Origin of the sequence: Cryobacterium psychrotolerans, from assembly GCF_900101115.1 — a bacterium.
Lineage (GTDB): Bacteria > Actinomycetota > Actinomycetes > Actinomycetales > Microbacteriaceae > Cryobacterium > Cryobacterium psychrotolerans.
Genome location: NZ_FNFU01000001.1, coordinates 85,193 through 108,630 on the forward strand (window position 1 = coordinate 85,193; position 23,438 = coordinate 108,630).

Sequence of the window (23,438 nt, forward strand, 5' to 3'; positions counted from 1 at the left end):
AACCGGCCGGCGCTAGTGGCCGCGGGCGATCCACTCCTCCAGGTGCCCGGCCTCGTTGCCGATCGTCGTTGACTCGCCGTGCCCCGTGAGCACGACCGTCTCGGCGGGAAGGGTCAGCAGCTTGCTCGTGATCGACTCGACGATCGTCGGGAAGTCGCTGAACGAGCGGCCGGTCGCGCCGGGGCCGCCGTGGAACAGCGTGTCGCCGCTGAACAGCGTGCCCGATGCGCCGAGCGCCGGCGCGTAGAAGCAGACCGCGCCGGGGGAGTGGCCGGGGGTGTGCAGCACCTCGAGCTCGAGGCCGGCCACCGCGATCCGCTGGCCATCGGCGAGGGGGTGCGGCGGGGCATCCGGGTACATCGAGTCCCACAGCATCGCGTCGCGCGGGTGCAGAAAAACGGGGGCATCGCGCGCCGCCAGCACCTCGCCCACGGCGCCGATGTGGTCGTCGTGCGCGTGCGTGCAGAGGATGCCGAGCAGCTTGCGGCTACCTACCGCGGCGAGGATGGCGTCGGCGTCGTGGGCGGCGTCGATCACCACGCACTCGGCGTCGTCGCCGACGATCCAGACGTTGTTCTCGACGGCCCAGGTGCCGCCGTCGAGGCTGAACGTTCCCGACGTGACGAGGTGCTCGATGCGCGCGCCCATCAGAGCACCACGACCGAGCGCAAGACCTCGCCGCGGGCCATCTTCTCGAAGGCCTCCTCGATGTGGCCGATGCCGATCCGCTCGCTGACGAACTGCTCGAGCGGCAGCCGGCCCTGCAGATACAGGTCGGTGAGCATCGGGAAGTCGCGCTCCGGCAGGCAGTCGCCGTACCAGGACGACTTGAGCGAGCCGCCGCGTCCGAACACGTCGAGCAGCGGGATCTCGAGCATCATCTCGGGCGTCGGCACGCCGACCAGCACGACCGTGCCGGCGAGGTCGCGGGCGTAGAACGCCTGGCGCCAGGTCTCGGGACGTCCGACCGCGTCGATGACGACATCCGCGCCGAAGCCGCCGGTCAGGGCCTGCACGGCCGCGACGACGCCGGCCTCGTCGAGGCCCGACGAGTCGATCGTGTGCGTGGCGCCGAGCTGCTCGGCCTTGTGCAGTTTCTTCGCGTCGCGGTCGATGGCGATGATGACGGATGCCCCGGCCAGCTTCGACCCGACGACCGCCGCGTTGCCGACGCCGCCGCATCCGATCACGGCGACCGAGTCACCGTGGCTCACGTTGCCCGTGTTCATGGCCGCGCCGATGCCGGCCATGATGCCGCAGCCGAGGAGCCCGACCGCAGCGGGGTCGGCGCTCGCGTCCACCCTGGTGCACTGCTTCTCGTGCACGAGGGTCTTCTCGGCGAAGGCGCCGATGCCGAGGGCCGGGCTGAGCTCGGTGCCGTCGGCGAGGGTCATCTTCTGGCTCGCGTTGAAGGTGTTGAAGCAGTACCAGGGCTCGGCGCGCTTGCAGGCGCGGCAGTCGCCGCAGACCGCGCGCCAGTTGAGCACGACGAAGTCGCCGACGGCGACGTGGGTGACGCCCTCGCCGAGCACGCTGACCCGGCCGGCGGCCTCGTGGCCGAGGAGGTAGGGGAAGTCGTCGCCGATGCCGCCCTCCTTGTAGTGGAAGTCGGTGTGGCAGACGCCGCAGGTCTCGATGTCGACGACGACCTCGCCGGGTCCGGGGTCGGGGATCACGATGTCGGTGAGTTCCACCGGGGCACCCTTCGAACGAACGATGACGCCTTGAACGGTGATGGGCATGAAACTCCTCCGGTTGGGGCCCGGGCAGGGCCGTGTGGGATTCCCTTCACACTACCCAATTGCGCTGGGCGAGGGCCCGGTGATCGAGCCCGCCCGGTGATCGAGTCCGTCCGGTGATCGAGCCCGCCCGGATCCCGCCGCCCGAGTGCTCGCCCCGCCCGGTGGCTAACTCAGGAGATTCCGTTGGGTCGCCGACCGCGGCCGCGTGATTCCGCGGGCCCGAACGCACAATCTCCCGATTCTCCTGAGTTGGCCACAGGGCACCTGTCGTGACCCGGAGATCGAGCGTGCCGAGATCGGCTCCGGCATCCGTCGTCGGCCCCGCGCGCTGTGGCTAACTCAGGAGATTCCGTCATGTCGCAGACCGCGGCCGCGTGATTCCGCGGGCCCGCCCCCGCAATCTCCCGATTCTCCTGAGTTGGCCACAGGGCGCGGCCGGGACTCGGGCGCCGGGTCGGGGGATCGGGCGGGAGATCCGGGACGGAGGCTCGTGCGGAGGCCGGAGCAGCCGCAACAATGGAGCCATGAGCTTCGTGCGCGAGACCAAACTGTCCGTCATCGGCGCCGGGAGCGTGGGGTCCTCCCTCGCCTACGCCGCGCTGATCCGCAACTCGGCCCAGCGGGTGGTGCTGTACGACGTGAACCAGGCCAAAGCGGAGGCGGAGGTGCTCGACCTGGCGCACGGGACCCCGTTCACCGGGGCATCCCGAATCAGCGGCGGCAGCGACATCGAACTCGTCGCCGATTCGGATGTCGTGGTCATCACCGCGGGCGCCAAACAGGAGCCGGGGCAGACGCGTCTGGCGCTCGCCGGGACCAATGCGCGCATCCTCGAGCAGCTCATGCCGCGCCTCGTCGCCCTCGCCCCGAACGCCGTGTTCGTGCTCGTCACCAACCCCTGCGACGTGCTCACGGTGGTCGCCGAGGGGCTCGTCGATCTTCCGCCTGGCCGGGTCTTCTCCTCCGGCACCGTGCTGGATTCGGCCCGGCTGCGCTGGCTGATTGCCGAGGCGGCCGGGATCGCGTCCCAGAATGTGCACGCGCTCATCGTCGGCGAGCACGGCGACAGCGAGTTCCCGCTCTGGTCGGATGCCACGATCGGCCAGACGCCGCTGCGCGACTGGACCGACGAGGCCGGCACGCGGCTGTTCCCGCGCGAGCGGCTGGAGTCGCTGACCGACGATGTGGTGCACGCCGCCTACAAGATCATCGCCGGCAAGGGTGCGACGAACTACGCGATCGGGCTCTCCGGCGCCCGCATCGTCGAGGCGGTGCTGCGCAACGAGCGCGCGATCCTGCCGGTGTCGAGCGTGCTGCACGGATACCGCGGCATCGACGGCATCGCCCTGAGCGTTCCCTCGATCGTGGGTGCCCGCGGCGTGGAGCGCGTGGTCGACGTGCCGATGGATGACGTGGAAGTCGCGCTGCTGCACCGCTCGGCCGAGGCGCTGGGGGAGTCGCTCAAGCTGCTGCAGTAAGAGCGGCTCGGTCTGCTCGCGCCTATCTGTGGCAACAGGTGCGGCAGGGTGGCGATAACTCCCAGCTGTGGCGGCATCCGTTGCTCCCGGGGGTGTGCGGTGCGTCTGGGCTGGGAGTTGTCGCCCGAGCGGCAGAATCTCCGACTGTGCGAACGCCCTGCCGCGAACGGATGCCGCGAACGCCCTGCTGCGCACGGATGCCATCGGACACGGCGTGCGAACGCCCTGCCGGGATCGCGCGAGGGCCCCCATCTTGCGTACGATGGGGGCCCTCGCGCCGACGTGGCCGGTGGCCGGTGGCCGGTTAGGGAACCATCCAGCCGAGCACCGGGGTGCTCTGCAGGCCGATCAGGATCGTGACCAGCACGAGCAGTCCCAGGCTCCAGCCGATGAGCTTGCGGAACAGGGTGCTCTCGGCGCCTTCCATCCCGACGGCGGCCGCGGCCACGGCGAGGTTCTGCAGCGAGAGCATCTTGCCCAGCACTCCGGCCGACGAGTTGGCTGCGGCCATCAGCACCGGCGAGAGGCCGGTCTCTGCCGCTGCGGTCACCTGCAGCTGCCCGAAGAGCGAGTTGGACGAGGTGTCCGACCCGGTCAGGGCCACACCGATCCAGCCGAGCAGGGGGGAGATGAGGGCGAAGAAGCCGCCCGTGGTGGCGAGCGCGACGCCCAGCGAGTTGGTCTGGCCGGACAGGTTCATCACGAACGACAGCGCGAGCACGGCGGTGACCGTGACGATCGTCCAGCGCAGCTGCACCAGGGTGGCCCAGTAGATGCGCAGGCCTTCACGTGCCGAAACCTTGTAGAAGAGCATCGTGGCCAGGCCGGAGAAGAGCAGCAGGGTTCCGGTGGCCTTGATGTGGTCGAGCTTGAACGTCTGCGCGGCAACCGCGTTGCCGGCCGCATCGGTGACGTTCAGGCCGGGCCACTGGAAGGTGACACTGCCGACGACGGCAAGCCAGGCCTTGATGGCCGGGATCTGCGCGATCGAGAAGATCACCATGATGATCAGGTACGGCGCGACCGAGGTCAGCACCTGACGGGCCGGCGGGCGAGACGTGACCGGCGGCTCGTTGTCGAGCAGCGCGGTGGCCGTGCCCCCTCCGGTCGCACCGACGCCCGCAGAACCAGAACCAGAACCAGAACCGGAACCAGAACCAGAGCCAGAACCAGAAGACGAGCCGACAGAGGATGCGGCGGACGAACCAGCGGCGCCGCGCCCTGCGCCGGCCGACCCCGCGAGCAGCGCGGTTTCGGCGGCATCCGCGGCGTGGTCCGTGCTCACGACTTCGGCCGGCTGCCAGAAGCGCAGCATGAACAGAACGGCAGTCACGGTTGCGACGGCGGCGACGACGTCGGTCAGTTCGGCGGCGATGAAGTTCGAGGTGACGAACTGGGCCAGGCCGAAGACTGCGCCGGCCACGAGGGCCACCGGCCAGGTCTGCTTCAGGCCGCGCTTGCCGTCGACGATGAAGACGAGGATGAGCGGAACCAGCACCGCGATGAACGGGGTCTGCCGTCCGGCCATCGAGGACAGGTCCTGCATCGGCAGGCCCGTCACACCGCTCAGGGCGACGATGGGTGCCGCCATCGCGCCGAACGCAACCGGGGCCGTGTTGGCCAGCAGCGACACCATGGCCGATTTCAGCGGCTTCATGCCCGCTGCCATCAGCATCGCGGCCGAGATGGCCACCGGTGCGCCGAACCCGGCCAGGGCCTCGAGCAGCGCGCCGAACGAGAACGCGATCAGGATCGCGAGGATCCGCAGGTCATTGCTGATCGAGCGGATGGTGCGGCCGAGCACCTCGAACCAGGGCGTCGCGACGGTCAGCTTGAAGATCCAGAGCGCGTTCACCAGGATCCACAGGATCGGGAACAGCCCGTAGACGGCCCCCGCCGCTGCGGCGCTGAGCGTCTGGCCGATCGGCATCTGCCAGCCGACGATGGCCAGCACGATGGACAGCAACAAGCTGGCCAGTGCCGCCTTGGGCGCCTTCACCTTGAACACGCCGAGGAGCACGAACAGAAGGATGAGGGGTAGCGCGGCGAGTATCGCCGAGAAGACCAGGGACCCGAGGATCGGGTCGGTGATCTGCTGGAAAGGCACATCGGTGGAAATCACAAAAACTCCTTTGTTTTCGAGAGTGTGGAACGCAAAAAGGTGTAGATAGTGCGTGGCGTGCGCTTAGTGACTCGAGGGGGTCGCCTTGTCGGGCGAGGGCCGCGTCACCTCCTCCAGCAGTTCGAGCACGTGGCGGTAGTCCTTGCCCGTGGCCCGGGTCATCCCGAGTTCGCAGGTGCGGTTGCAGGAGGCGAACGCCGTGGCGCCCATGGCGACGACGTCGGCCGCCTGGGCCCGGGTGGCGGATTCGGTGAGTTCGGGCTGCAGCAGGCCGCGGTCGCCGGCGAAGCCGCAGCATCCCCAGTTCTCCGGCACCTGCACCTTCTCGGCCACGCCCGCGGCGAGGGTGTCGAGGGCGCCGTTGATGCCCATCCGGGTGGAGGAGCACGTCGGGTGCAGCGCGAGCGACTCGATCTTCTCGTACTCGGGCAACTGCGGCAGGATGCTCGTGGCCGCGAACTCGACCGCGTCGACGACCCGCAGGCGGTTGGCACTCGTGTCGCTCTCGATCGTCTGCCGCAGCCCCTCGGTGCAGGAGGAGGCGTCGCAGATGATGGTCAGTTCGCCGTCGTTGGTGGCGGCGTGCAGGGCGGCCAGGGTCTTCTGACGCATGGCTGCCTGCCCGTCGACCAGGCCCTTGGACGACCAGGGGGTGCCGCAGCACAGCCCGTCGATTTCCGGCGGCACCAGCAGGGTGACTCCGGCGCGCTCGCACAGCTGCTCGAAGCTGAGCTGAACCCCGGGGGTGGCGTCGGTGGCCGGCCCGAACATGGTCTGCACGCAGGCGGGGAAGTACACGGCCTGCGCCGCGGAGGTCGGCGCCGGGCGCTTGCGCCTGGGGCCGCCGCCGGGGAGCTCCGCGGAGTACAGCGGCACGGCATCCGTGCCCAGCACCTTGCGGGCCAGCTTGTTGGGCCCGGCCAGGACCCCGGCCGGCACGTGCTTCACGACGCGAAGCGCCAGGCCGGCGCCGCTCGTGACCGCGCCCCAGTTCTTCGCCGCGACGTTCCAGATGCCCTTGTCGACCGGTCCGGCTGCGTCTTCGCGGAGCCTCTTGACCAGGCTGCCGGTGTTGATGTTCACCGGGCAGGCGGTCTGGCACATGCCGTCGACGGCGCAGGTCTGCACGGCGTCGTACTCGTAGTCCTTCTCCATTTCGGCGACCAGGGCGAGGTTTCCGTCCTGCCTGGCCCCTTCGATGGCGCGCAGGCTGACGATCCTCTGCCGCGGGGTCAGCGTCAGGTCCCGGCTCGGGCAGACCGGTTCGCACCAGCCGCACTCGGTGCAGCGGTCCACTTCGGCGGCCACCGCCGGTACGGCCTTGAGGTCTTTCAGGTGCGCCTCGGGGTCGGGGTTGATGAGCACGCCCGGGTTGAGCATGCCGGTCGGGTCGAAGAGCAGCTTGATCTGGCACATCACGTCGTAGAGTTCGTCGCCGAACTGCGGGCGCACATACGGCGCCATCACCCGGCCGGTGCCGTGCTCGGCCTTGAGCGAGCCGCCCTCGCGGAGCACCAGCTCGACGAGGTCCTCGGTGAACGCGCTGAAGCGGGCCGTGCCCTCGGGGCTGGCGAAGTCGTCGATGAGCATGAAGTGCACGTTGCCGTCTTTGGCATGGCCGAAGATCATGCCGTTCTGGTACTCGTACTTGTCGAAGAGGCTCATGAGTTCCACGCAGGTGCGGGCCAGCGCCGGCACCGGCACGGCGATGTCTTCGAGCAGCGCGTTGGTGCCCTGCGGGCGCGTGCCGCCGACGGCGGGGATGATTCCCTTGCGCAGGTGCCACAGCTGGCCGCGGATACCGGCGTCGGTCGTGAAGTCGGCCGGCAGGGTGAGCCCCAGCCCGTCGACGACCTCGAGCCCGGTCCGCAGCAGTTCGGCGAGGCTTTCGGGGGATTCGGCGTGGTACTCCACCAGCAGGGCAGCGTGGTCCTCGACGACCAGGTCGCGCACGATGTCGGGCGTGCCGGGCATCGACTGCCCGACCTTCAGCGACAGGGCGTCCATCAGCTCGAGGGTCGCCGCGCCGGTGGCCACCAGCGCCGGCAGCGCGGCGGTGGCCGGCTCCAGGCCGGGGAAGATCAGCAGGGCGGTCGTCACGTGCGGCAGCCGGGGCACCGTGCGGAAGACGGCCTCGGCCACGAACCCGAGCGTGCCCTCGCTGCCCACGATCAGGTGCGCCAGGATGTCCGCCGGCCGCTCGTAGTCCAGCAGGGAGTTCACCCCGTAGCCCATGGTGTTCTTCATCGAGTACTGCTGCCTGATGGTGGCGACGGATGCCGGATTCTCGCGGGTTCGCCTGGCGAGCCGAAGCAGACCGTCGTAGAGGTCGGGCTCCCGCTCGCGCAGCCGCTCGTCGGCATCCGCTGCCCCGGTGTCGACGACCGTGCCGCTCGGCAGCACGACGGTCACCGATTCGAGCGTCTGGTAGGCGTTGTCCACCGTGCCGCAGGCCATGCCGGAGGAGTTGTTGGCCACGACGCCGCCGATCGTGGCGGCCGATTCGCTGGCCGGGTCCGGCCCGAACTTGCGGCCGTATTTCGCCAGCCGGGCGTTCAGGGCCCGCACGATGACGCCGGGCTGCACCCGCACGCGGGCGCCGTCGTCGAGCACCTCGATCTGCTTGAAGTGGCGGCGCACATCCACCAGCACGCCGTCGGAGATGGCCTGGCCGCTCAGGCTGGTGCCGCCGGAGCGGAAGGTGAGCGGGATGCCCTGGGCCGCGCTGGCCTGCAGCAGCCGGCCCACCTCGGCGGCGTCGCGGGCGACCACCACGGCGCGCGGAATCAGGAGGAAGTGAGAGGCGTCGTGGGCGTTGGCGTGCAGATCCAGCGCGCGGGTCTTCACCCGGGTCGGGTCGGCCACGGCCGCGCGGAGCGATGCGAGCACGTGGTCTCCGAGCGTGTCGGCCGGTGCGCTGCTGGGCCGAGTGGTGCCGAGCAGATCTTGGGTGGTAGTCACGGAAACTCCTTTGTTTCGGGCGAAAAAGTGTGGCGGCGGCGGCGGTGGCGCAGGTGCCGGTGAGCTAGCGGTCGTCGCCGAGCCTCGTGGCGATGAGCGCGCCGATGCGGGTGAGTAGGGGGCCGGGTTCGCTCATGCACCGATCCGTGTCCGGTTCCAGATCGGTGAGCGCATAGGTGCGGTCGAACCCCGCGTCGATGAGTTCTTCCGGCGTGAGCGTGGACTGACCGCAGACGGCGATGGTGGGAACGCCCGCCCGGGCCGCGGCCTGGGCCACGCCGACGGGGGCCTTGCCGCCGAGGCTCTGGTGGTCGAGGCATCCCTCGCCGGTGATCACCAGGGTCGCCCCGGCTACGCGCGTCTGCATGCCGGTGAACTCGAGTACAACGTCGATGCCCGCGCGGCGTTCCCCGCCCAGCACGGCCAGCACGGCGTAGCCGACGCCGCCGGCGGCACCGGAGCCGGGCGCCTCGGTGGCGGTCAGGGCGACAGCGCCGATTTCGGCGGCCAGCACGCGCGAGTAGTTCATCAGGGCCGACTCCAGCAGCTCGACGTCGGCCGGCCCGGCGCCCTTCTGGGGTGCGAAGACGGCAGCGGCGCCCGTCGCGCCGAGCAGGGGATTGTCCACGTCGCTGGCGAGCGTGATCCGCGCGGAGGCGAGGCGCGGGTCGAGGCCGGACAGGTCGACCTTCGCCAGGCGAGCCAGGGCGCCGCCGCCGTCGGGCAGAACGGCCCCGGCCTCGTCGAGCAGCCGGGCGCCGAGGCCGGAGAGCAGGCCGGCCCCGCCGTCGGTTCCGGCGCTGCCGCCGATGCCGAGGATGATGTGGGTGCAGCCCTGGGCCAGGGCTGCGGCGATGAGTTCGCCGGTGCCGCGGCTGGTCGCGCGGAGGGCATCCGGAACACCGTCCGGCAGGGCGGCGAGCCCGGATGCCGTGGCCATCTCGATCACGGCCTCCTCGCCGCGCACGGCGAAGGCCGCCTGCAGGGGCAGTCCGGTCGGCCCGGTCACGGTGACGACCTGGCGGGTGAAGCCGGAACCGACGGCGGCGTCGAGGGTTCCCTCGCCGCCGTCCGCCACCGGCGCCCGGTCGATTACGAGACCCGGGTCGACCGAGCGCAGGCCGGCCTCGAGGAAGGCGACGACATCCGGTGCGCTCAGCGAGCCCCGGAACTTATCGGGAGCGACAACGATGCGCATGCCTAGGCCATCAGCGACATCAGGGAGATCGAGGTGGGAGCATCCGCCTCGCACGTCGCCAGCTCTTCGAACTCGGTGACCGCGTCGATGTTCGCGGCGCCCATGGCGATGTTGGTGACCTTCTCCAGGATGACCTCCACCACGACCGGCACGTTGAACTCGAGCATGAGGTCGCGCGCCTCCTCGAAGGCGCCCTGCATGTCGCCGGCCTCGCGCACCCGGATCGCCTTGCAGCCGAGGCCCTCAGCGACCTTGAGGTGGTCGACGCCGTAGCCCTCCAGCTCGGGGGAATTGACGTTGTCGAAGGCGAGGGAGACCTCGTAGTCCATGTTGAACCCGCGCTGCGCCTGCCGGATCAGGCCCAGGTAGGAGTTGTTCACGACGACGTGGATGTACGGGATCTTGAACTGGGCGCCGACGGCGAGCTCTTCGATCATGAACTGGAAGTCGTAGTCGCCCGAGAGCGCGACGACGGTGGCCTCCGGATCGGCCACGGCCACGCCGAGCGCCGCCGGCATGGTCCAGCCCAGCGGGCCGGCCTGGCCGGCGTTGATCCAGTGGCGCGGGCGGTACACGTGCAGGAACTGCGCGCCGGCAATCTGGGACAGCCCGATCGTGGACACGTAGCGGGTGTCCGGGCCGAAGGCCTTGTTCATCTCCTCGTAGACGCGCTGGGGCTTCATCGGCACGTCGTCGAAGTGGGTCTTGCGCTGCAGGGTGGCCTTGCGCACGGCGCAGCTCTCCACCCAGCTTTCCCAGTCCGGCAGGAGGCCGGCGGCCTTCCGCTCCCGGGCGAGTTCGAGCAGCCCGGCCAGGGCGGCGCGGGCGTCGGAGACGATGCCGAAGTCGGGGGAGAAGACCCGCCCGATCTGGGTCGGCTCGATGTCGATGTGGATGAACGTGCGGCCCTGCGTGTACGTGTCGAGGCCGCCGGTGTGGCGGTTGGCCCAGCGGTTTCCGATGCCGATCACGAAGTCGGATTCGAGCATCGTCGCGTTGCCGTAGCGGTGCGAGGTCTGCAGCCCGGCCATGCCGGCCATCAGCCGGTGGTCATCCGGGATGGCGCCCCAGCCCATCAGGGTGGGGATCACCGGGATGTTCAGCAGCTCGGCGAGCTCGACGAGCTCGGCCGAGGCATCCGCGTTGATGATGCCGCCGCCAGCGACGATCAGCGGGCGCTCTGCGGCGGCGAGCATGTCCAGCGCCCTGGCCAGCTGGGCGCGGGAGGCGACGGGCTTGGGCGCCTCGAGCGGCTGGTAGGTGTCGATGTCGAACTCTATCTCGGTCAGCTGCACGTCGATCGGGAGGTCGATCAGCACGGGGCCGGGGCGCCCGGTGCGCATCAGGTAGAACGCCTTCTGGAAGACGCCGGGCACCTGGCCGGCCTCCATCACGGTGACCGCCATCTTCGTGACCGGGGCCGCGATGGCCGCAATGTCGACGGCCTGGAAGTCCTCCTTGTGCAGGCGGTTCACGGGCGCCTGCCCGGTGATGCAGAGGATCGGGATCGAGTCGGCCCAGGCCGAGTAGAGCCCGGTGATCATGTCGGTGCCGGCCGGGCCGGAGGTTCCGATGCAGACGCCGATGTTGTCCGGTGCGGTGCGGGTGTACCCCTCCGCCATGTGCGCGGCGCCCTCGACGTGGCGAGCGAGCACGTGGCGGATCCCGCCGTGGGCGCGCATGGCCGAGTAGAAGGGGTTGATCGCAGCCCCGGGCAGGCCGAAGGCCTGGGTGGCGCCTTCGCGCTCGAGGATGGCGACGGCGACATCGACGGCTCGCATCTTGGGCATGATTCTCCTAGTGGTTCTGGTGCCTGGCGGGGCTGGTTGGTTGGCGCTGGTGGTGAGCTGCGCTGTTGGTTAATCGCGCGAGCGGCCGGACAGCTGCTCGACGATGAGCAGCAGCGCGGAGTGGTCGAGCGAACCGTGGCCCTGCGCGCGGAGCGAGCCCATCAGCTGGGCGGTCATGGCGCCCAGCGGGATGGCGACGCCGGCCTCGCGGGCGGCGGCGGTGACGATGCCCAGGTCCTTGTGGTGCAGGTCGACGCGGAACCCCGGCTCGAACGTGCGGGCCGCCATCCCGGCCGCCTTGCGGTCGAGGATGCGGTTGCCGGCGAGTCCGCCGGCAAGCACGGTGATGGCCGATTCGGTGTCGACCTCGTGCGCCTCGAGGAACACGAGCGCCTCGGCGACGAGCTGGATCGTGCCGGCGACGATCAGCTGGTTCGCGGCCTTCACGGTCTGGCCGGAGCCGGACGGGCCCACGTGCACGATCGTCTTGCCGACCGCCTCGAGCACGGGGCGGGCGGCCTCGACGTCGGCGGCCTCACCGCCGACCATGATAGAGAGGGCCGCCTCGATGGCGCCCTGCTCGCCGCCCGAGACGGGGGCGTCGACCGGGCGGATTCCGCGGGCGCTCGCCGCCTGGGCCAGCCGGATGGCGACATCCGGGCGGATCGTGCTGGCGTCGACCCAGATGGCGCCGGACTTCGCGTTGGCGATCAGTCCGTCGTCACCGCCGGCGACGCTCTCGACGTCGGGGGAGTCCGGCAGCATGGTGATGATCACGTCGGCGTCCCTGACGGCGTCGGCGACGCTCGTCGCGCCGCGGCCGCCGTTGGCGACGAGCTGGTCGATCCGGCCCTGACTGCGGTTGAAGCCGATCACGTCGTGGCCGGCCTTGCTCAGGTTGGAGGCCATGGGCAGGCCCATGATGCCCAGGCCGATGACGGCAACGGTGCTCATTTGGTGATCTCCTCGGTGCTGGTGGTCGGTGCGGTGGTGGCTGATTCTGTGCTGGCCGGCTGGGTGCTGGCCAGCCAGGCGAACGGATGCTCGGCCGCCGACTTGTATTCGAGCCCCACGTAGCCCTCGTAGCCGAGTTCCCAGCTCCGATCGAGCCAGGCGTCGATGGGCAGGGTGCCCGTTCCGGGTTCCCCGCGGCCCGGGGCATCCGCGATCTGGATGTGGCCGAACTGGCGTGCGTGCAGCTCGATGACGGCGTTCACGTCGTCGCCGTTGACGGCCAGGTGGTAGAAGTCGGCCAGAAGTTTGATGTTCGTGTCGCCGTGGCGGGCCGTGACGGTCCTGATGACGCCCAGCACGTCGTCGGCGGTGAGCAGCGGGTAGAGGGGCGCGCCGCTGACCGGCTCGAGCAGCACGACTCCGCCGATCGGAGCCACGGCCTGCGCGGCCAGGGAGAGGTTTTCTGCGGCGAGGTCGTCCTGCTCCTCGGGGGTGACGCCGTCGACCCGGTTGCCGTAGAGGGCGTTGAATGCCTTGCAGCCGAGGCGCTCGCCGATGCCGGCGACGACCGCGAGGTTGTCGCGGAACTCGTCGGACCGGGCCGGCCAGGACACCAGGCCCCGGTCGCCGGCAGGCATGTCCCCGGCGGCGAAGTTCAGTCCGCTCAGCTGCACGCCGGCATCCGTGATCGCCTTCTCGAACGCGTCGACCTCGACGTCGCTCGGCACGGCGGTGGGGAAAGGCCACCAGAATTCCACGGCGTCGAAGCCGGCGGCTTTGGCGGCTGCCGGGCGCTCAAGCAGGGGCAGTTCCGTCAGGAGGATCGAGCAGTTCACGGTGTACGGCATGTGCGTCCTTCGGTTGCGATCGTCGGATATTCCACAATATGGAAGGGATCTTCTGTCTTATGAAAGAGTAGGCGTGACCGGGCGTCGCGTCAACTTTCGACGCGCTGAGCGATGGAGGTGCGAAATCCATTTCCCCAGGTCAGCGGGGCGCGATCGCGCGCACGCGTTGCCGCATATTCACCGTTTCGTCGGCCTCGTCCCACGTCGGCGGCGGAGCCATCTCGAGGGTTGCGTGCAGCGCGGTTCAGGGTCGCGGTTCAGTGCCCGCAGTTCAGGGCCCGCGGCTCAGGTTTCGTAGGGCCAGATTTCGTGGGCCGGGCTTCGTAGGGCTCAGATCGCGTAGGGCCAGATTGCGTTGGGGTCAGACCTGGGACTCAGATTGCGCCGGGGTCAGAGTTCGTAGGGGCCAGATTGCGTTGGGGTCAGACCTGGGCTCAGATTTCGTCGGGCCAGAGCTCGTAGGGGTCAGATTGCGCCGGGCTCAGATTTGGCAGGGGTCAGATTGCGTCGGGCTCAGATTTCGCAGGGGTCAGGTTTCGTCGGGCTCAGATCTCGTAGTCCGATCCCTCGAGGTCGGTGGGGGTGCGCTCGCCCGCCGCGAGCTCCTGGAACAGGGTCACGGTGAGGCCCGCCGGAGCCTCGAGGCGGGAGTTGAGCGACTGCCACGGGGTCACCCGCGGGGCCGCGATCAGCGCGGCGCCGGCATCCGTCAGCGCCTGGGTCGTCTCGGCGGCGTCGGCGACCTCGAACGCCACCCGGATGTGCCCGCTCGGAATGCCGTCGGTCTCAAGCCCGTCGATCATCCGCCGCTGCGCCGGGTTGTGCAGTTCCAGGGTCGCCCGGCCGGCGTCGAGGACCATCCCGCGGGCCTCGCCCTCGCCCTCGTCCTCGAACGACTCCTCCTCGGTGAGGCCGAGCGCATCGCGGTAGAAGCGCACCGCGGCGTCGTAATCGGCCGCCTCGACGACCAGGCGCAGCTGGCGCACGGGCGGCCTCGGGCCGGCGCCCCTCGGGTCTGCGCCCTTCGGGTCGGCGCCCCTCGGGTCTGCGCCCTTCGGTTCCCTCTCCTTTGGATCGGCGCTCTTCGGGTCCCTGTCCTTGGGGTCGCTGTGATTGCTCATACGTTCAGGCTACGAACGACCCCCGCGACGCACAATGGGTATCAGATCACATTGAGATGCGGACAAAGTACCTTCAATTCGCCCGGGAAGGTTCCTTTTCCGCAACTCAGCGCCGCCCTCGCCCTCTTGCGTCCTTGCGTCCTTGCCCTTGCGTCCGCGCCCTTGCGTCCTTGCCCTCGCCCTCGCGCCCCCGCGCACGCCCCAGAAGTCAATCACATTGAATTGCGGACAAAGTACCTTCAATTCGCGAGGGAAGGTTCCTTTTCCGCGACTCAGTGCGGCCCTCGCGCCCCGCGCACTCTCGCGTCTCGAGCACGCCCCCACGCACGCCCCCCAAACACCCCCGCTGACCCCCGAAAGCGGCCGAGAAACTTCTTCGCAGCACGCATAGTGTCGAAAAGCAGGAGTAGTGTCAACGGCCCCCTGGTACCCGACCCGGTCGCACTGGCACACCCTCAAGGAGGTCGACATGAAACTCACGTCCGCACAGAACGATCGCGCGACCGGGATTCTGTTGGGCCTGGCCACGGGGGACGCGCTCGGCGCCCGCTACGAGTTCCAGCCGCCGCTGCCCGACGAGATCGCGGTGGGCATGTTCGGCGGCGGCCAGCTCGGCTGGGAACCGGGCGAGTGGACCGACGACACGGCCATGGCCATCCCGATCGCCCGCGCCGCCGCAGCCGGCCTCGACCTTCGCGACGAGGCCGTGCTCGACCGGATCGCCGCGACCTGGGCCGACTGGGCCTACGACGCGAAAGACGTCGGCATCCAGATCGGCGCCGTGATCCGGCGCGCGTCCTCGCCCACCGCCGCGGGCCTCCGCGAGGCCGCCGTCGCCTACAGCGCCCGCAGCCACCGCTCGTCCGGCAACGGGTCGCTCATGCGCGTCGCCCCGGTCGCCCTCGCCTACCTCGACGACCCCGACGCCCTGGTCGAGGCCGCGACGGCGCTCTCGCAGCTCACCCACACGCATCCGGATGCCGTGGAGGCCTGCGTGATCTGGAGCCTCGGCATCCGTCACGCGGTGCTGCACGGCACATTCGACGGCGTGCGCGCGGCCCTGGGCAGCCTGCCCGCCGACCGCGCCGCCATCTGGGCCGAGCGGCTCGACGAGGCCGAACGGAACTCGCCGACCCGCTTCAACCACAACGGCTGGGTGGTCGAGGCGCTGCAGGGCGCCTGGTCTGCGATCACCCGAACGCCCGTTCCCGAGCTGGACCCGGTCATCGACCAGTACCCGTGCGGCCACTTCGCGGCCGCCCTGGAGACCGCAGTGCGCGGCGGACGCGACACCGACACCGTGGCGGCGATCGCCGGCGGGCTCCTCGGGGCGCGCTGGGGAGCATCCGCCGTGCCGGCGCGCTGGCGCCGCGTGATGCACGGCTGGCCGGGCGAGCGGTCCGGCGAACTGGTGCGCCTGGCCGCGCTGGCCGTGGCGGGCGGCCGATCGGATGCCTCCAGCTGGCCGGCCGCGCCCGTGGTCGACTACTCCGCACACGGCGATGTGAGCTCGCTCGCCGCCCACCCGCGCGATCCCGGCGTCTGGCTCGGCGGGGTCGCACGCTTCGAGGCGCTGCCCGACGGCATCGACGCGGTCGTGTCGCTCTGCCGCGTCGGCGCTCCGGCCGCCGCGATCCCGCGCTCGGACCACATCGAGGTGCGGCTGGTCGACCGCGACGGCGACAACCCCAATCTCGACTTCGTGCTCGCCGACGCGGCGGACGCCGTTGCCGCGCTTCGCGCCGAGGGCAAGACCGTGCTGCTGCACTGTGTGCAGGCGATCAGCCGCACCCCCGCGGTCGGCGCGCTGTACTCCGTGCGCCACCTGGGCGTTCCGGCGGACGAGGCTCTGGCCGAGATCCAGCGGGTGCTCCCGCATGCGCACCCGATCGAGAGCTTCCGCGCCGCGCTGCTCGCGGCCGAGGGCGCCGGGTCGGGGACGCCGGCGGTGAGCGAGCAGTCGCTGGTGGGCGAGGAGTCGCTGCAGCGGCTGTCGTAGTGCGCTGATGCTCGCCGAGTTTGACCGTTCCGGTCGAGTTGGCTGGGTGTGCCGGGCAAACTCGACCGCAAGTGTCAAGGTCGGCGTGACGCCGAGCCCGCGTTAGCCGATCAGGGTGAGCATCAGCCGGGATGCCTCGAGCGCCTCGACCTCGTGCGTGAGTGCCGGCTCCAACCGGAGCAGCGACCCGGGCACCAGTTCGGTGACCTCGCCGCCGGCGGTGATTCGCAGGTGTCCGTCGAGCGCCTGCAGGAGCAGGGTCTTCGGCGCCCTGTGCTCCTTCATCACGTGCCCGGCGTCGAACGTGAGCACGACCACGCGCACGTCCGGTGAGGTGAGCACGGTCGAGTGGCCGAGGCCGCTCGGGCCGATGGTGGTGCCGGCGCGAACGTCGGGAACGAAGGTGATCGGTGCCGCGGGAGTCTCCATGGCTTCACGTTAGCCCTCGGCCCGGGCCGCGCATCCGGTCGGCAGCACATGCGCACGAGCAGCCGGTAGCCGCCGGCCCGGGCGGGCGACCTCCTGGAGGAGGCTCTAAATCGTGCCGAGCTCCGTCAGCTTCGCGTGCAGGGTCGCGTCGCTCGGCTCCACGACGTGGGTTCCGTCCGGGAACACGACGACGGGGATCTGGGTGCGGCCGCTGATCGCGGTGGCACGGTCTGCGCCGTCCTCGACGGCCAGGAGGTCGACGTAGTCGTAGTCGACGCCGAGCGTGTCGAGCAGTCGCTTCGAGCGGCGGCAGTCGCCGCACCACTCCGCACCGAACAGGGTGATGCGCTCGGCGGATGCAGCGGGGACAGCGGGGGCGGCGAGATCGGTCATGCATCGATCTTATGTGTATGCATTTACTGTTTCCCTGGGAGCGCCGCCGGACAAATCCGGGTCTTCCCGGGCCACCGAGGCCGCGAACGCAGCCACAGTCCCCGTCCCCGAGCCGATTTCGCGTCAGCCTGTCCACCCCTTGCACGGGGGTGCGGCCTGGCTGCGTGGTTGCCGACGACCCCGCAAAACCGCTGCTAGGTTCTACGTACAGATAGCAGCCGGGGGGCTCAACCGTGAACGCACAGGATGTGGTGATCGCCGCGGCCATGCCCACCATCGACGATCTGCTCGCGGAGTCTGAGCTGTCGAACGATGGCGGGCGGCACCGCCAGGGCGCCGAGCAGGCCGAGGAAATCCTGACCCGGCCGGACGTGACGCCCCGGCAGCGGGCCCATGCCCGCCGGCTCCTGTCCCTGCACCGGCTGCGGCTGGGCGACTTCGAAGCATCCGTCGCGCAGGGCCTCCTCGCACTGGAATACCTCACGGCCAGCGGCGATTTCCTGGGCCAGTCGAAGGTGCACTGCACCCTGGCGCTGGCGTTCGCCGACACGGCCCTGCACGAGACGGCGCTCCACCACGTGCTCGGGGCGCTCTCGGCGGCGCGTGAATCCGGGGATCCGGTCGCGGAGTTCTGGGCGCTCAGCCGCTCCTCCATGGTGCACGGGGCCATGGGCGACTGGACGCGCGACATTGACCTGGGCCGGCAGGCGCTCGCCCTCGCGCAGACACTGGACGACCCCGAGTCCGCCTTCGTCGGGCTGAACAACCTCGGCGATAGCTTCCTGCAGATCGCCCGGGGCCAGCACGCCCAGGGCCTGGATGCCACGGCGGCCCTGGAGGAGGCGCTGGTCCTCGCGCGCGAGTCGGTGGCCGTCGCGGCGGCGCAGGGGCATTACTTCTACGAGACAATCGCCCGCACCAACCTCGTCAGCGTGCTGATCGGGCTCCAGCAGCACGACGAGGCCCGCGAACAGGGCTGGCTGGCCAAGGCCCTGGCGAAGGCCAACGGATTCCGCAACCTCGAGATCGACATCGACGCCCAGCTGGCCGACGTGGTCAGGGCCGAGGGCCGCCTCGAAGAAGCGACCACGATGATGACCTCGCAGCTGACCAACCACGACGTCGAGGACGACCCGACCCTCCTTGCCCGGCTGCACAAGGCGCTGTTCGAGATGCACAAGGAACGCGGGCGGTTCGAACAGGCGCTGCTGCACCACGAGCAACTGCACGCCCTGTCCCTGCGCGCGACCGTGCAGACCGCCGGCCTGCAGTCGCAGATGCTGATCAACACCATCGAGATCGAACAGGCCCACCACGAGGCCGAGCGGTCCCAGCTCGAGGTGCAGATGGAGCGCCTCCGCGCCGAGGAAATGGACGTGCAGGCGCACACCGACTCGCTCACGCGGCTGCCCAACCGGCGCGCCCTCGACCGTCACCTGCCGCCGATGATGGGACACGCCCAGGACAGCGTGAAGCCGCTCTGCGCGGCGATGATCGACTTCGACCACTTCAAGCGCATCAACGATGTGCACGGCCACGCGAAGGGCGACGAGGTACTGACCGTCATGGCCACCATGCTGCGCGCCGTCACCCGCGACACCGACCTGGCCGTCCGGGTCGGCGGCGAGGAGTTCCTCCTCGTCTTCGGCGACACCACCCTCGAAGGCGCGGCGGTGGTCTGCGAACGCCTGCTCGCCTCGGTCCGCGCCTATCCCTGGGACACCCTGGCCCCCGGCCTGGCCTGCACGGTCAGCGCGGGCCTGGCCGAACTCGAACCCTCCGAAAGCGTCTCGACCTGGCTCGCGCGCGCCGACGCCGCGCTGTACGCGGCCAAGCACGGCGGCCGGGACCAGGTCAGCTGGGGAGAGGTCGACGCATCGTGAACCCTGAGCCGGACATGACGGATGCCGCGGCATCCGTCGCCCTCGCCCCGAAGCCGAGCATCGACGAACTGCTCGACGCCTGTGAGGTGTCCAGCATGGACGGCCGGCACCGCGAAGGCGCCGAACAGGCCGAGGAAGTCCTACTCAGGCCCGGCGTCACGCCCACCGAGCAGGCGTACGCCCGGCACCTGCTGTCGCTGCACCGGCTGCGCCTCGGCGAGCACGAAGCCTCGGTGAAGGAGGGCCTGCTCGCGCTGGAGTTCCTCACCGGCAGCGGTGACCTGGTGCGCCAGTCGAAGCTGCACTGCATCCTGGCGCTGGCGTTCACCGAGACGCACCTGAACGAGACCGCGCTCCGCCACGCGGTGTCGGCGCTCGACGCGGCGCGGGCCTGCGACAGCCCGACCCTGGAGTTCTGGGCGCTCAGCCGGGCCGGCATGGTGCACGAGGCGCTCGGCGACCCCCAGTACGGGCTGGAACTCGGCCGGCAGGCCCTCGCCCTGGCCCGCACGCTCGACGACCCCGAGGCGCGCTTCGCCGGACTGAACAACCTCGGCGACGCCTGCCTGACCGTGGCCCGGGCCCAGCTCGCCCAGGGCCAGAGTGCGTCGCTGGCCCTGCAGGAGGCGCTGGCGCTCGTGGAGGAGTCCGTGCAGATGGCCCACGAGCAGGCTCACTCCTTCTGGGAGATGATCGCGCGGACCAACCTGGTCAGCATCCTGATCGAGCTCGAACGCTACGTCGAGGCCCGCGAGCAGGCCGGCCTGGTCAAGGGCCTCGCCCAGGCCCAGAGTTCTCGGTACATGGAGCTGAGCAACGACGCGCAGCTGGCCGAAATCGTCCGGGCCGAGGGCAACCTCGACGAGGCCGTGACCATGATGGAGGCCCAGCTGGCGGACCCGGACGCCGAACAGAACCCCGCCCTGATCATCGAGCTGCACAAGTCGCTGTTCGAGATGCACAAGGCGAGCGGGCGTTTCGAGCAGGCGCTGGCGCATCACGAGCAAATGGATGTCCGCATGCTCGACATGACCATCCAGACCGCCGGGCTGCAGTCCCAGATGCTGATCAACACCATCGAGATCGAACACGCCCACCACGAGGCGGAGCGGTCGCGGATCGAGGCGCAGATGGAACGCATCCGTGCCGAGGAGCTGGACCACGAGGCGCACACTGACCCGCTCACCCGCCTGCCCAACAGGCGGGCCCTCGACCGCGAGCTGCCGCCGCTGATGGGCGACGAGCGCGCCAAGCCGCTCTGCGCGGCGATGATCGACCTGGACCACTTCAAGCGGGTCAACGACGAGTACGGCCACGCCACGGGCGACCAGGTGCTGACCGCGATGTCGAACCTGCTGCGCGCGGTCACCCGCGACACCGACCTGGCCGTGCGGGTGGGCGGCGAGGAGTTCCTGCTCATCTTCGCGCACACCAGCCTCGAGCAGGCCGAGCTCGTCTGCGAGCGGCTGCTCGCCTCGGTGCGCACCTACCCGTGGGAGACCATCGCGCCCGGGCTGACCTGCACGGTGAGTGCCGGCGTGTCCCAGCTCAAGCCGTTCGAGGTCGTGTCGGAATGGCTCGCCCGATCGGATGCCGCCCTCTACGAGGCCAAGCGCGCCGGTCGCGACCGCGTCAGCCTGGCCCCCGCGTAGCCGTCCCGTGCGCCGAGATTGCCGGTTGCGGTCGAGTTTGCCTGGTGTGCCTGCCAAATTCGACCGGAATGGGCAAACTGGGCGTGACGGCGGTGACGAACGGAGGTAGCGGATGCCCAAACACAGTGCGGGAATCCTGCTCTATCGATTCGCGGATGCCGCGGGCTCGGTCGCCTCGGTGGCGGATGCCGCGGCTGCGGATGTCGTGACCGACGATGTTCCGGGCCCGGTCGCCCGATCCCTGGAGGTCTGGCTCGTCCACATGGGCGGACCGTTCTGGGCGCGGAAGGGCGCGGGCGCCTGGGTCGAACTGAGTAGGCGCCCTGGGTCGGATTGATGTCGGGTCGGCTGGGAGCCGATCGCCTACGTGCCCTCAGAATGCCGGGGGGACTCGGTGTCGAGGGGGGACGCGGCCTCCGGTGGCGCCTCGACGTCGGCGCTCTCCGCGGCCGGATTCGTGAACGGGACCGTGCCGAGCGCCTCCGAGGAGGTGCGCACCGGCCCCATGGTGCGCTGACGCAACGGGTCGCGGCGCAGGTCGACGTAGAGCGACACACACAGGCCGATGATGATCAGCACGAACGGGGTCGCCGCCAGGATGGTGAACGTCTGCAGGGCAGGCAGCCCGCCCACGAACAGCAGCACCGCGGCGACGGCGCCGCTGAGCACTGCCCAGAAGATCACGAGCGGCTTCCACGGCTCCTTGCGGCCGCGACTCGACAGCGTCCCGAGCACGAGCGCGCCGGCATCCGCCCCGCTGACGAAGAAGACGGCCGTCAGTACCATCACCACGAGGGCCGAGCCGATGAAGAACGGATACTGCTGCAACGCCGCGAAGAACCCGGCCGCCGCGCTGCCCGTGCCGGCGATATCGGTGCCGTTCAGCTGCAGATCCAGGCCCATGCCGCCGAACACGACGAACCACAGGATGCTGACCGCCGTTGGCACCAGCAGCACGCCGAGAACGAACTCGCGAATGGTTCGGCCGCGGGAGATCCGGGCGATGAAGGTGCCCACGAACGGGGTCCAGGAGATCCACCACGCCCAGTAGAAGATGGTCCAGCTCGCCAGCCAGTCGCCGCCGCCGAACACCGCGGAGTGGAAACTCATCGGAACGATATCGGTCAGGTACGCCCCGATCGACGACGGCAGCAGGTTCAGGATGAACACCGTCGGGCCGACCACGAAGACGAACACAACGAGCACGGCAGACAGCACCATGTTCGTGTTGCTCAGCCACTTGATGCCTTTCGCAACCCCGCTCGCCGCGGAGAGCACGACCCCCACGGTGAGCACGCAGATGATGATGATCGGCAGGGCCGCCGCGGGCTCTTCCTCGAATTGCCCCGTGCGCAGCAGCGACACGCCGGCCGCGATCTGCAGTGCGCCGAGCCCGAGCGAGGTCGCCGAACCGAACTGGGTGCAAATGATCGCCAGCATGTCGATCGGCTTGCCCCAGCCCTTGCCCTCGATCCGCTCCTTGCCGAACAGGGCCTGGAACGGGGCGCTCATGAGGTTGCCGCGGCCCATTCGGTAGGTCGAATAGGCCAGGGCGAGGCCGACCACCGAGTAGATCGCCCACGGATGAAGTCCCCAGTGGAAGAACGTGTACGCCATCGCCGCGTTGGCGGCCTCCGGACTGTTCGACGCCGCGTCGACGAACGGCGGCGGCGTGGCCAGGTGGGTGACCGGCTCGTAGACGCCGAAGAACATCAGCCCGATCCCCATGCCGGCGCTGAACATCATGGACACCCACGAGAGCGTCGAGAACTCGGTGCCCTGCCCCTCGCGGGAGAGCGGAATGCTCCCGTACCTCCCGAACGCCAGCACGAGGGCGAAGATGACGAAGCCCGACGCCGCGAGAATGAACAGCCAACCGACGTTGCCGGTGACCCAGCCGAGAACGGATGTCGAAACCTCGCCCACCGTCTCGGTGAACAGCACCCCGAGCAGGCAGATCACCAGAATAATGCCGGCGGAAACGAAGAAGACCGTTTTGTCGACGGTGGCCCAGCCCGTTCGGCGCGGTTCACTCACCGCGTCCCCGAGTGCGGACTCGATGCCGCCGCCCGATGGAACCCTGGACATATCGCTCCTCGCTGAACGAAAACTCTTCCTTGATCTCTACGCGAGACGCTACGCGGATGCCGGGGAGATTACTATAGTGGCGCTATGGCTGACCTCGATGAATTCGAACCGGCTCAACCGGCCTCATACACCGGCAAGGGCGATTCCGGCCGCACCAGCTTCGGCCGGCACGGTGACGTTGCCAAGACCGGCGCACGGGTCGCCGCCTACGAAGACTGTGACGAGGCCAACGCGGCAGTGGGCGTCGCCATGGCGGTCGGTGGTCTGCCCCTCGAGGTGACGTCGACCCTCGCCAGCGTGCAGAACGACCTATTCGATCTGGTGGCCGACCTGTCGGTTCCGCTCGACGACCCCGAGCCGGCGGCTGCGCGCATCCGCGAGTCGCACCTCGCCCGGCTCGAGCGTGCCGTCGATCACTTCGCGCAGCAGGCCGCCGACCTGAGCGGCTTCGTGCTGCCGGGGGGCACGGTCGCCGCAGCGCTGCTCTACCAGGCGCGGGGCGTCGTGCGCCGTGCGGAGCGTGGGGTCTGGGCGGCCGTCGAGGAGCACCCGACGTCCGTCAACCCGCTGGGGGCCGCGTACCTGAACCGGCTGTCGTCACTTCTGTTCGTGCTGGCCCGTGGGGCCAATGCCGACCTCGGCGACGTGAAGTGGATGCCCGAAGCGTCGGCGCGGGCGATGGCGCAGGAGGATGGCGGCGACGACTCGGCGGACGACCCCGCGGGCGACTCGGCGGACCAGCCCGGCTGAGGCATCCCTGCACGCGGTCTTTCGCACCGG

At 69.9% G+C, this 23,438-nt stretch carries 18 protein-coding genes; 6 read left to right on the forward strand and 12 right to left on the reverse strand.

Features of this window, described 5'->3' with window-relative positions; all coding sequences use genetic code 11:
• Positions 1-12: 12 nt before the first annotated feature.
• Entirely contained in the window at positions 13-648 is a 636-nt protein-coding gene (locus tag BLQ39_RS00370) for an MBL fold metallo-hydrolase (RefSeq protein ID WP_092321105.1), read from the reverse strand.
• Positions 648-1,742 (reverse strand): S-(hydroxymethyl)mycothiol dehydrogenase, encoded by a 1,095-nt coding sequence (locus BLQ39_RS00375; protein ID WP_092321106.1) that lies wholly within the window; start codon positions 1,740-1,742, stop codon positions 648-650. Before BLQ39_RS00375 ends, BLQ39_RS00370 begins: the two co-directional genes overlap by 1 nt.
• 524 nt (positions 1,743-2,266) lie before the next feature.
• Here BLQ39_RS00375 and BLQ39_RS00380 point away from each other — a divergent pair.
• The gene (locus tag BLQ39_RS00380; RefSeq protein ID WP_092321107.1) at positions 2,267-3,220 is read left to right on the forward strand and encodes an L-lactate dehydrogenase; all 954 of its coding nucleotides are present in this window, start codon (positions 2,267-2,269) and stop codon (positions 3,218-3,220) included.
• Positions 3,221-3,524: 304 nt separating this feature from the next.
• Here the strand turns inward: BLQ39_RS00380 and BLQ39_RS00385 are convergent, their stop codons facing one another.
• The 7 genes from BLQ39_RS00385 to BLQ39_RS00415 all read right to left on the reverse strand — a co-directional run bounded on the left by BLQ39_RS00385 (position 3,525) and on the right by BLQ39_RS00415 (position 14,214).
• Positions 3,525-5,342, reverse strand: coding sequence for an L-lactate permease (locus BLQ39_RS00385; RefSeq protein WP_422386385.1), 1,818 nt, complete (start codon positions 5,340-5,342; stop codon positions 3,525-3,527).
• Between the two features lie 63 nt (positions 5,343-5,405).
• Positions 5,406-8,231: an FAD-binding and (Fe-S)-binding domain-containing protein gene (locus tag BLQ39_RS00390; RefSeq protein WP_092321318.1), complete on the reverse strand. Its 2,826-nt coding sequence runs from the start codon at positions 8,229-8,231 to the stop codon at positions 5,406-5,408.
• 136 nt (positions 8,232-8,367) lie between these two features.
• On the reverse strand, positions 8,368-9,501 hold the full coding sequence (locus tag BLQ39_RS00395; RefSeq protein ID WP_092321108.1) for a glycerate kinase: 1,134 nt from the start codon (positions 9,499-9,501) through the stop codon (positions 8,368-8,370).
• A gap of 2 nt (positions 9,502-9,503) precedes the next feature.
• A complete protein-coding gene (gene gcl, locus BLQ39_RS00400; RefSeq protein WP_092321109.1) occupies positions 9,504-11,291 on the reverse strand; it encodes a glyoxylate carboligase in 1,788 nt (595 codons plus the stop codon).
• Positions 11,292-11,360: 69 nt separating this feature from the next.
• Positions 11,361-12,245: a 2-hydroxy-3-oxopropionate reductase gene (locus BLQ39_RS00405; protein WP_241987004.1), complete on the reverse strand. Its 885-nt coding sequence runs from the start codon at positions 12,243-12,245 to the stop codon at positions 11,361-11,363.
• On the reverse strand, positions 12,242-13,093 hold the full coding sequence (locus BLQ39_RS00410; RefSeq protein WP_092321110.1) for a hydroxypyruvate isomerase family protein: 852 nt from the start codon (positions 13,091-13,093) through the stop codon (positions 12,242-12,244). Before BLQ39_RS00410 ends, BLQ39_RS00405 begins: the two co-directional genes overlap by 4 nt.
• A 545-nt stretch (positions 13,094-13,638) precedes the next feature.
• The gene (locus BLQ39_RS00415) at positions 13,639-14,214 is read right to left on the reverse strand and encodes a VOC family protein (RefSeq protein WP_092321111.1); all 576 of its coding nucleotides are present in this window, start codon (positions 14,212-14,214) and stop codon (positions 13,639-13,641) included.
• Between the two features lie 469 nt (positions 14,215-14,683).
• On the opposite strand from BLQ39_RS00415, the gene BLQ39_RS00420 reads away from it, so the two are divergent.
• On the forward strand, positions 14,684-16,213 hold the full coding sequence (locus tag BLQ39_RS00420; protein WP_092321320.1) for an ADP-ribosylglycohydrolase family protein: 1,530 nt from the start codon (positions 14,684-14,686) through the stop codon (positions 16,211-16,213).
• Between the two features lie 102 nt (positions 16,214-16,315).
• Here BLQ39_RS00420 and BLQ39_RS00425 read toward each other — a convergent pair whose 3' ends face one another.
• A complete protein-coding gene (locus tag BLQ39_RS00425) occupies positions 16,316-16,642 on the reverse strand; it encodes a cupin domain-containing protein (RefSeq protein ID WP_092321112.1) in 327 nt (108 codons plus the stop codon).
• Between the two features lie 105 nt (positions 16,643-16,747).
• On the reverse strand, positions 16,748-17,035 hold the full coding sequence (locus BLQ39_RS00430) for a glutaredoxin family protein (RefSeq protein WP_092321113.1): 288 nt from the start codon (positions 17,033-17,035) through the stop codon (positions 16,748-16,750).
• Positions 17,036-17,268: 233 nt separating this feature from the next.
• Here BLQ39_RS00430 and BLQ39_RS00435 point away from each other — a divergent pair, with 233 nt between their 5' ends.
• The 3 genes from BLQ39_RS00435 (at position 17,269) to BLQ39_RS00445 (ending at position 20,907) form a co-directional block, all read left to right on the forward strand.
• A complete protein-coding gene (locus BLQ39_RS00435; RefSeq protein WP_134574858.1) occupies positions 17,269-18,918 on the forward strand; it encodes a tetratricopeptide repeat-containing diguanylate cyclase in 1,650 nt (549 codons plus the stop codon).
• Positions 18,915-20,570: a tetratricopeptide repeat-containing diguanylate cyclase gene (locus BLQ39_RS00440; RefSeq protein ID WP_135109463.1), complete on the forward strand. Its 1,656-nt coding sequence runs from the start codon at positions 18,915-18,917 to the stop codon at positions 20,568-20,570. The genes BLQ39_RS00435 and BLQ39_RS00440 overlap by 4 nt, the downstream gene beginning before the upstream one ends.
• 112 nt (positions 20,571-20,682) lie before the next feature.
• Positions 20,683-20,907, forward strand: a complete 225-nt coding sequence (locus BLQ39_RS00445) for an NUDIX hydrolase (RefSeq protein ID WP_092321116.1) — start codon at positions 20,683-20,685, stop codon at positions 20,905-20,907.
• A gap of 26 nt (positions 20,908-20,933) precedes the next feature.
• Here the strand turns inward: BLQ39_RS00445 and BLQ39_RS00450 are convergent, their stop codons facing one another.
• Positions 20,934-22,658, reverse strand: a complete 1,725-nt coding sequence (locus BLQ39_RS00450; RefSeq protein WP_092321117.1) for a BCCT family transporter — start codon at positions 22,656-22,658, stop codon at positions 20,934-20,936.
• A gap of 84 nt (positions 22,659-22,742) precedes the next feature.
• On the opposite strand from BLQ39_RS00450, the gene BLQ39_RS00455 reads away from it, so the two are divergent.
• The gene (locus BLQ39_RS00455) at positions 22,743-23,408 is read left to right on the forward strand and encodes a cob(I)yrinic acid a,c-diamide adenosyltransferase (RefSeq protein WP_092321118.1); all 666 of its coding nucleotides are present in this window, start codon (positions 22,743-22,745) and stop codon (positions 23,406-23,408) included.
• Positions 23,409-23,438 lie beyond the last annotated feature (30 nt).

Coding starts and splice junctions, on each gene's coding strand:
- BLQ39_RS00370 (WP_092321105.1), bottom strand. CDS start 648: ATGGGCGCGCGCATCGAGCACCTCGTCACGTCGGGAACGTTCAGCCTC.
- BLQ39_RS00450 (WP_092321117.1), bottom strand. CDS start 22,658: ATGTCCAGGGTTCCATCGGGCGGCGGCATCGAGTCCGCACTCGGGGAC.
- BLQ39_RS00395 (WP_092321108.1), bottom strand. CDS start 9,501: ATGCGCATCGTTGTCGCTCCCGATAAGTTCCGGGGCTCGCTGAGCGCA.
- BLQ39_RS00430 (WP_092321113.1), bottom strand. CDS start 17,035: ATGACCGATCTCGCCGCCCCCGCTGTCCCCGCTGCATCCGCCGAGCGC.
- BLQ39_RS00405 (WP_241987004.1), bottom strand. CDS start 12,245: ATGAGCACCGTTGCCGTCATCGGCCTGGGCATCATGGGCCTGCCCATG.
- BLQ39_RS00445 (WP_092321116.1), top strand. CDS start 20,683: ATGCCCAAACACAGTGCGGGAATCCTGCTCTATCGATTCGCGGATGCC.
- BLQ39_RS00375 (WP_092321106.1), bottom strand. CDS start 1,742: ATGCCCATCACCGTTCAAGGCGTCATCGTTCGTTCGAAGGGTGCCCCG.
- BLQ39_RS00455 (WP_092321118.1), top strand. CDS start 22,743: ATGGCTGACCTCGATGAATTCGAACCGGCTCAACCGGCCTCATACACC.
- BLQ39_RS00380 (WP_092321107.1), top strand. CDS start 2,267: ATGAGCTTCGTGCGCGAGACCAAACTGTCCGTCATCGGCGCCGGGAGC.
- BLQ39_RS00410 (WP_092321110.1), bottom strand. CDS start 13,093: ATGCCGTACACCGTGAACTGCTCGATCCTCCTGACGGAACTGCCCCTG.
- gcl (WP_092321109.1), bottom strand. CDS start 11,291: ATGCCCAAGATGCGAGCCGTCGATGTCGCCGTCGCCATCCTCGAGCGC.
- BLQ39_RS00420 (WP_092321320.1), top strand. CDS start 14,684: ATGAAACTCACGTCCGCACAGAACGATCGCGCGACCGGGATTCTGTTG.
- BLQ39_RS00415 (WP_092321111.1), bottom strand. CDS start 14,214: ATGAGCAATCACAGCGACCCCAAGGACAGGGACCCGAAGAGCGCCGAT.
- BLQ39_RS00425 (WP_092321112.1), bottom strand. CDS start 16,642: ATGGAGACTCCCGCGGCACCGATCACCTTCGTTCCCGACGTTCGCGCC.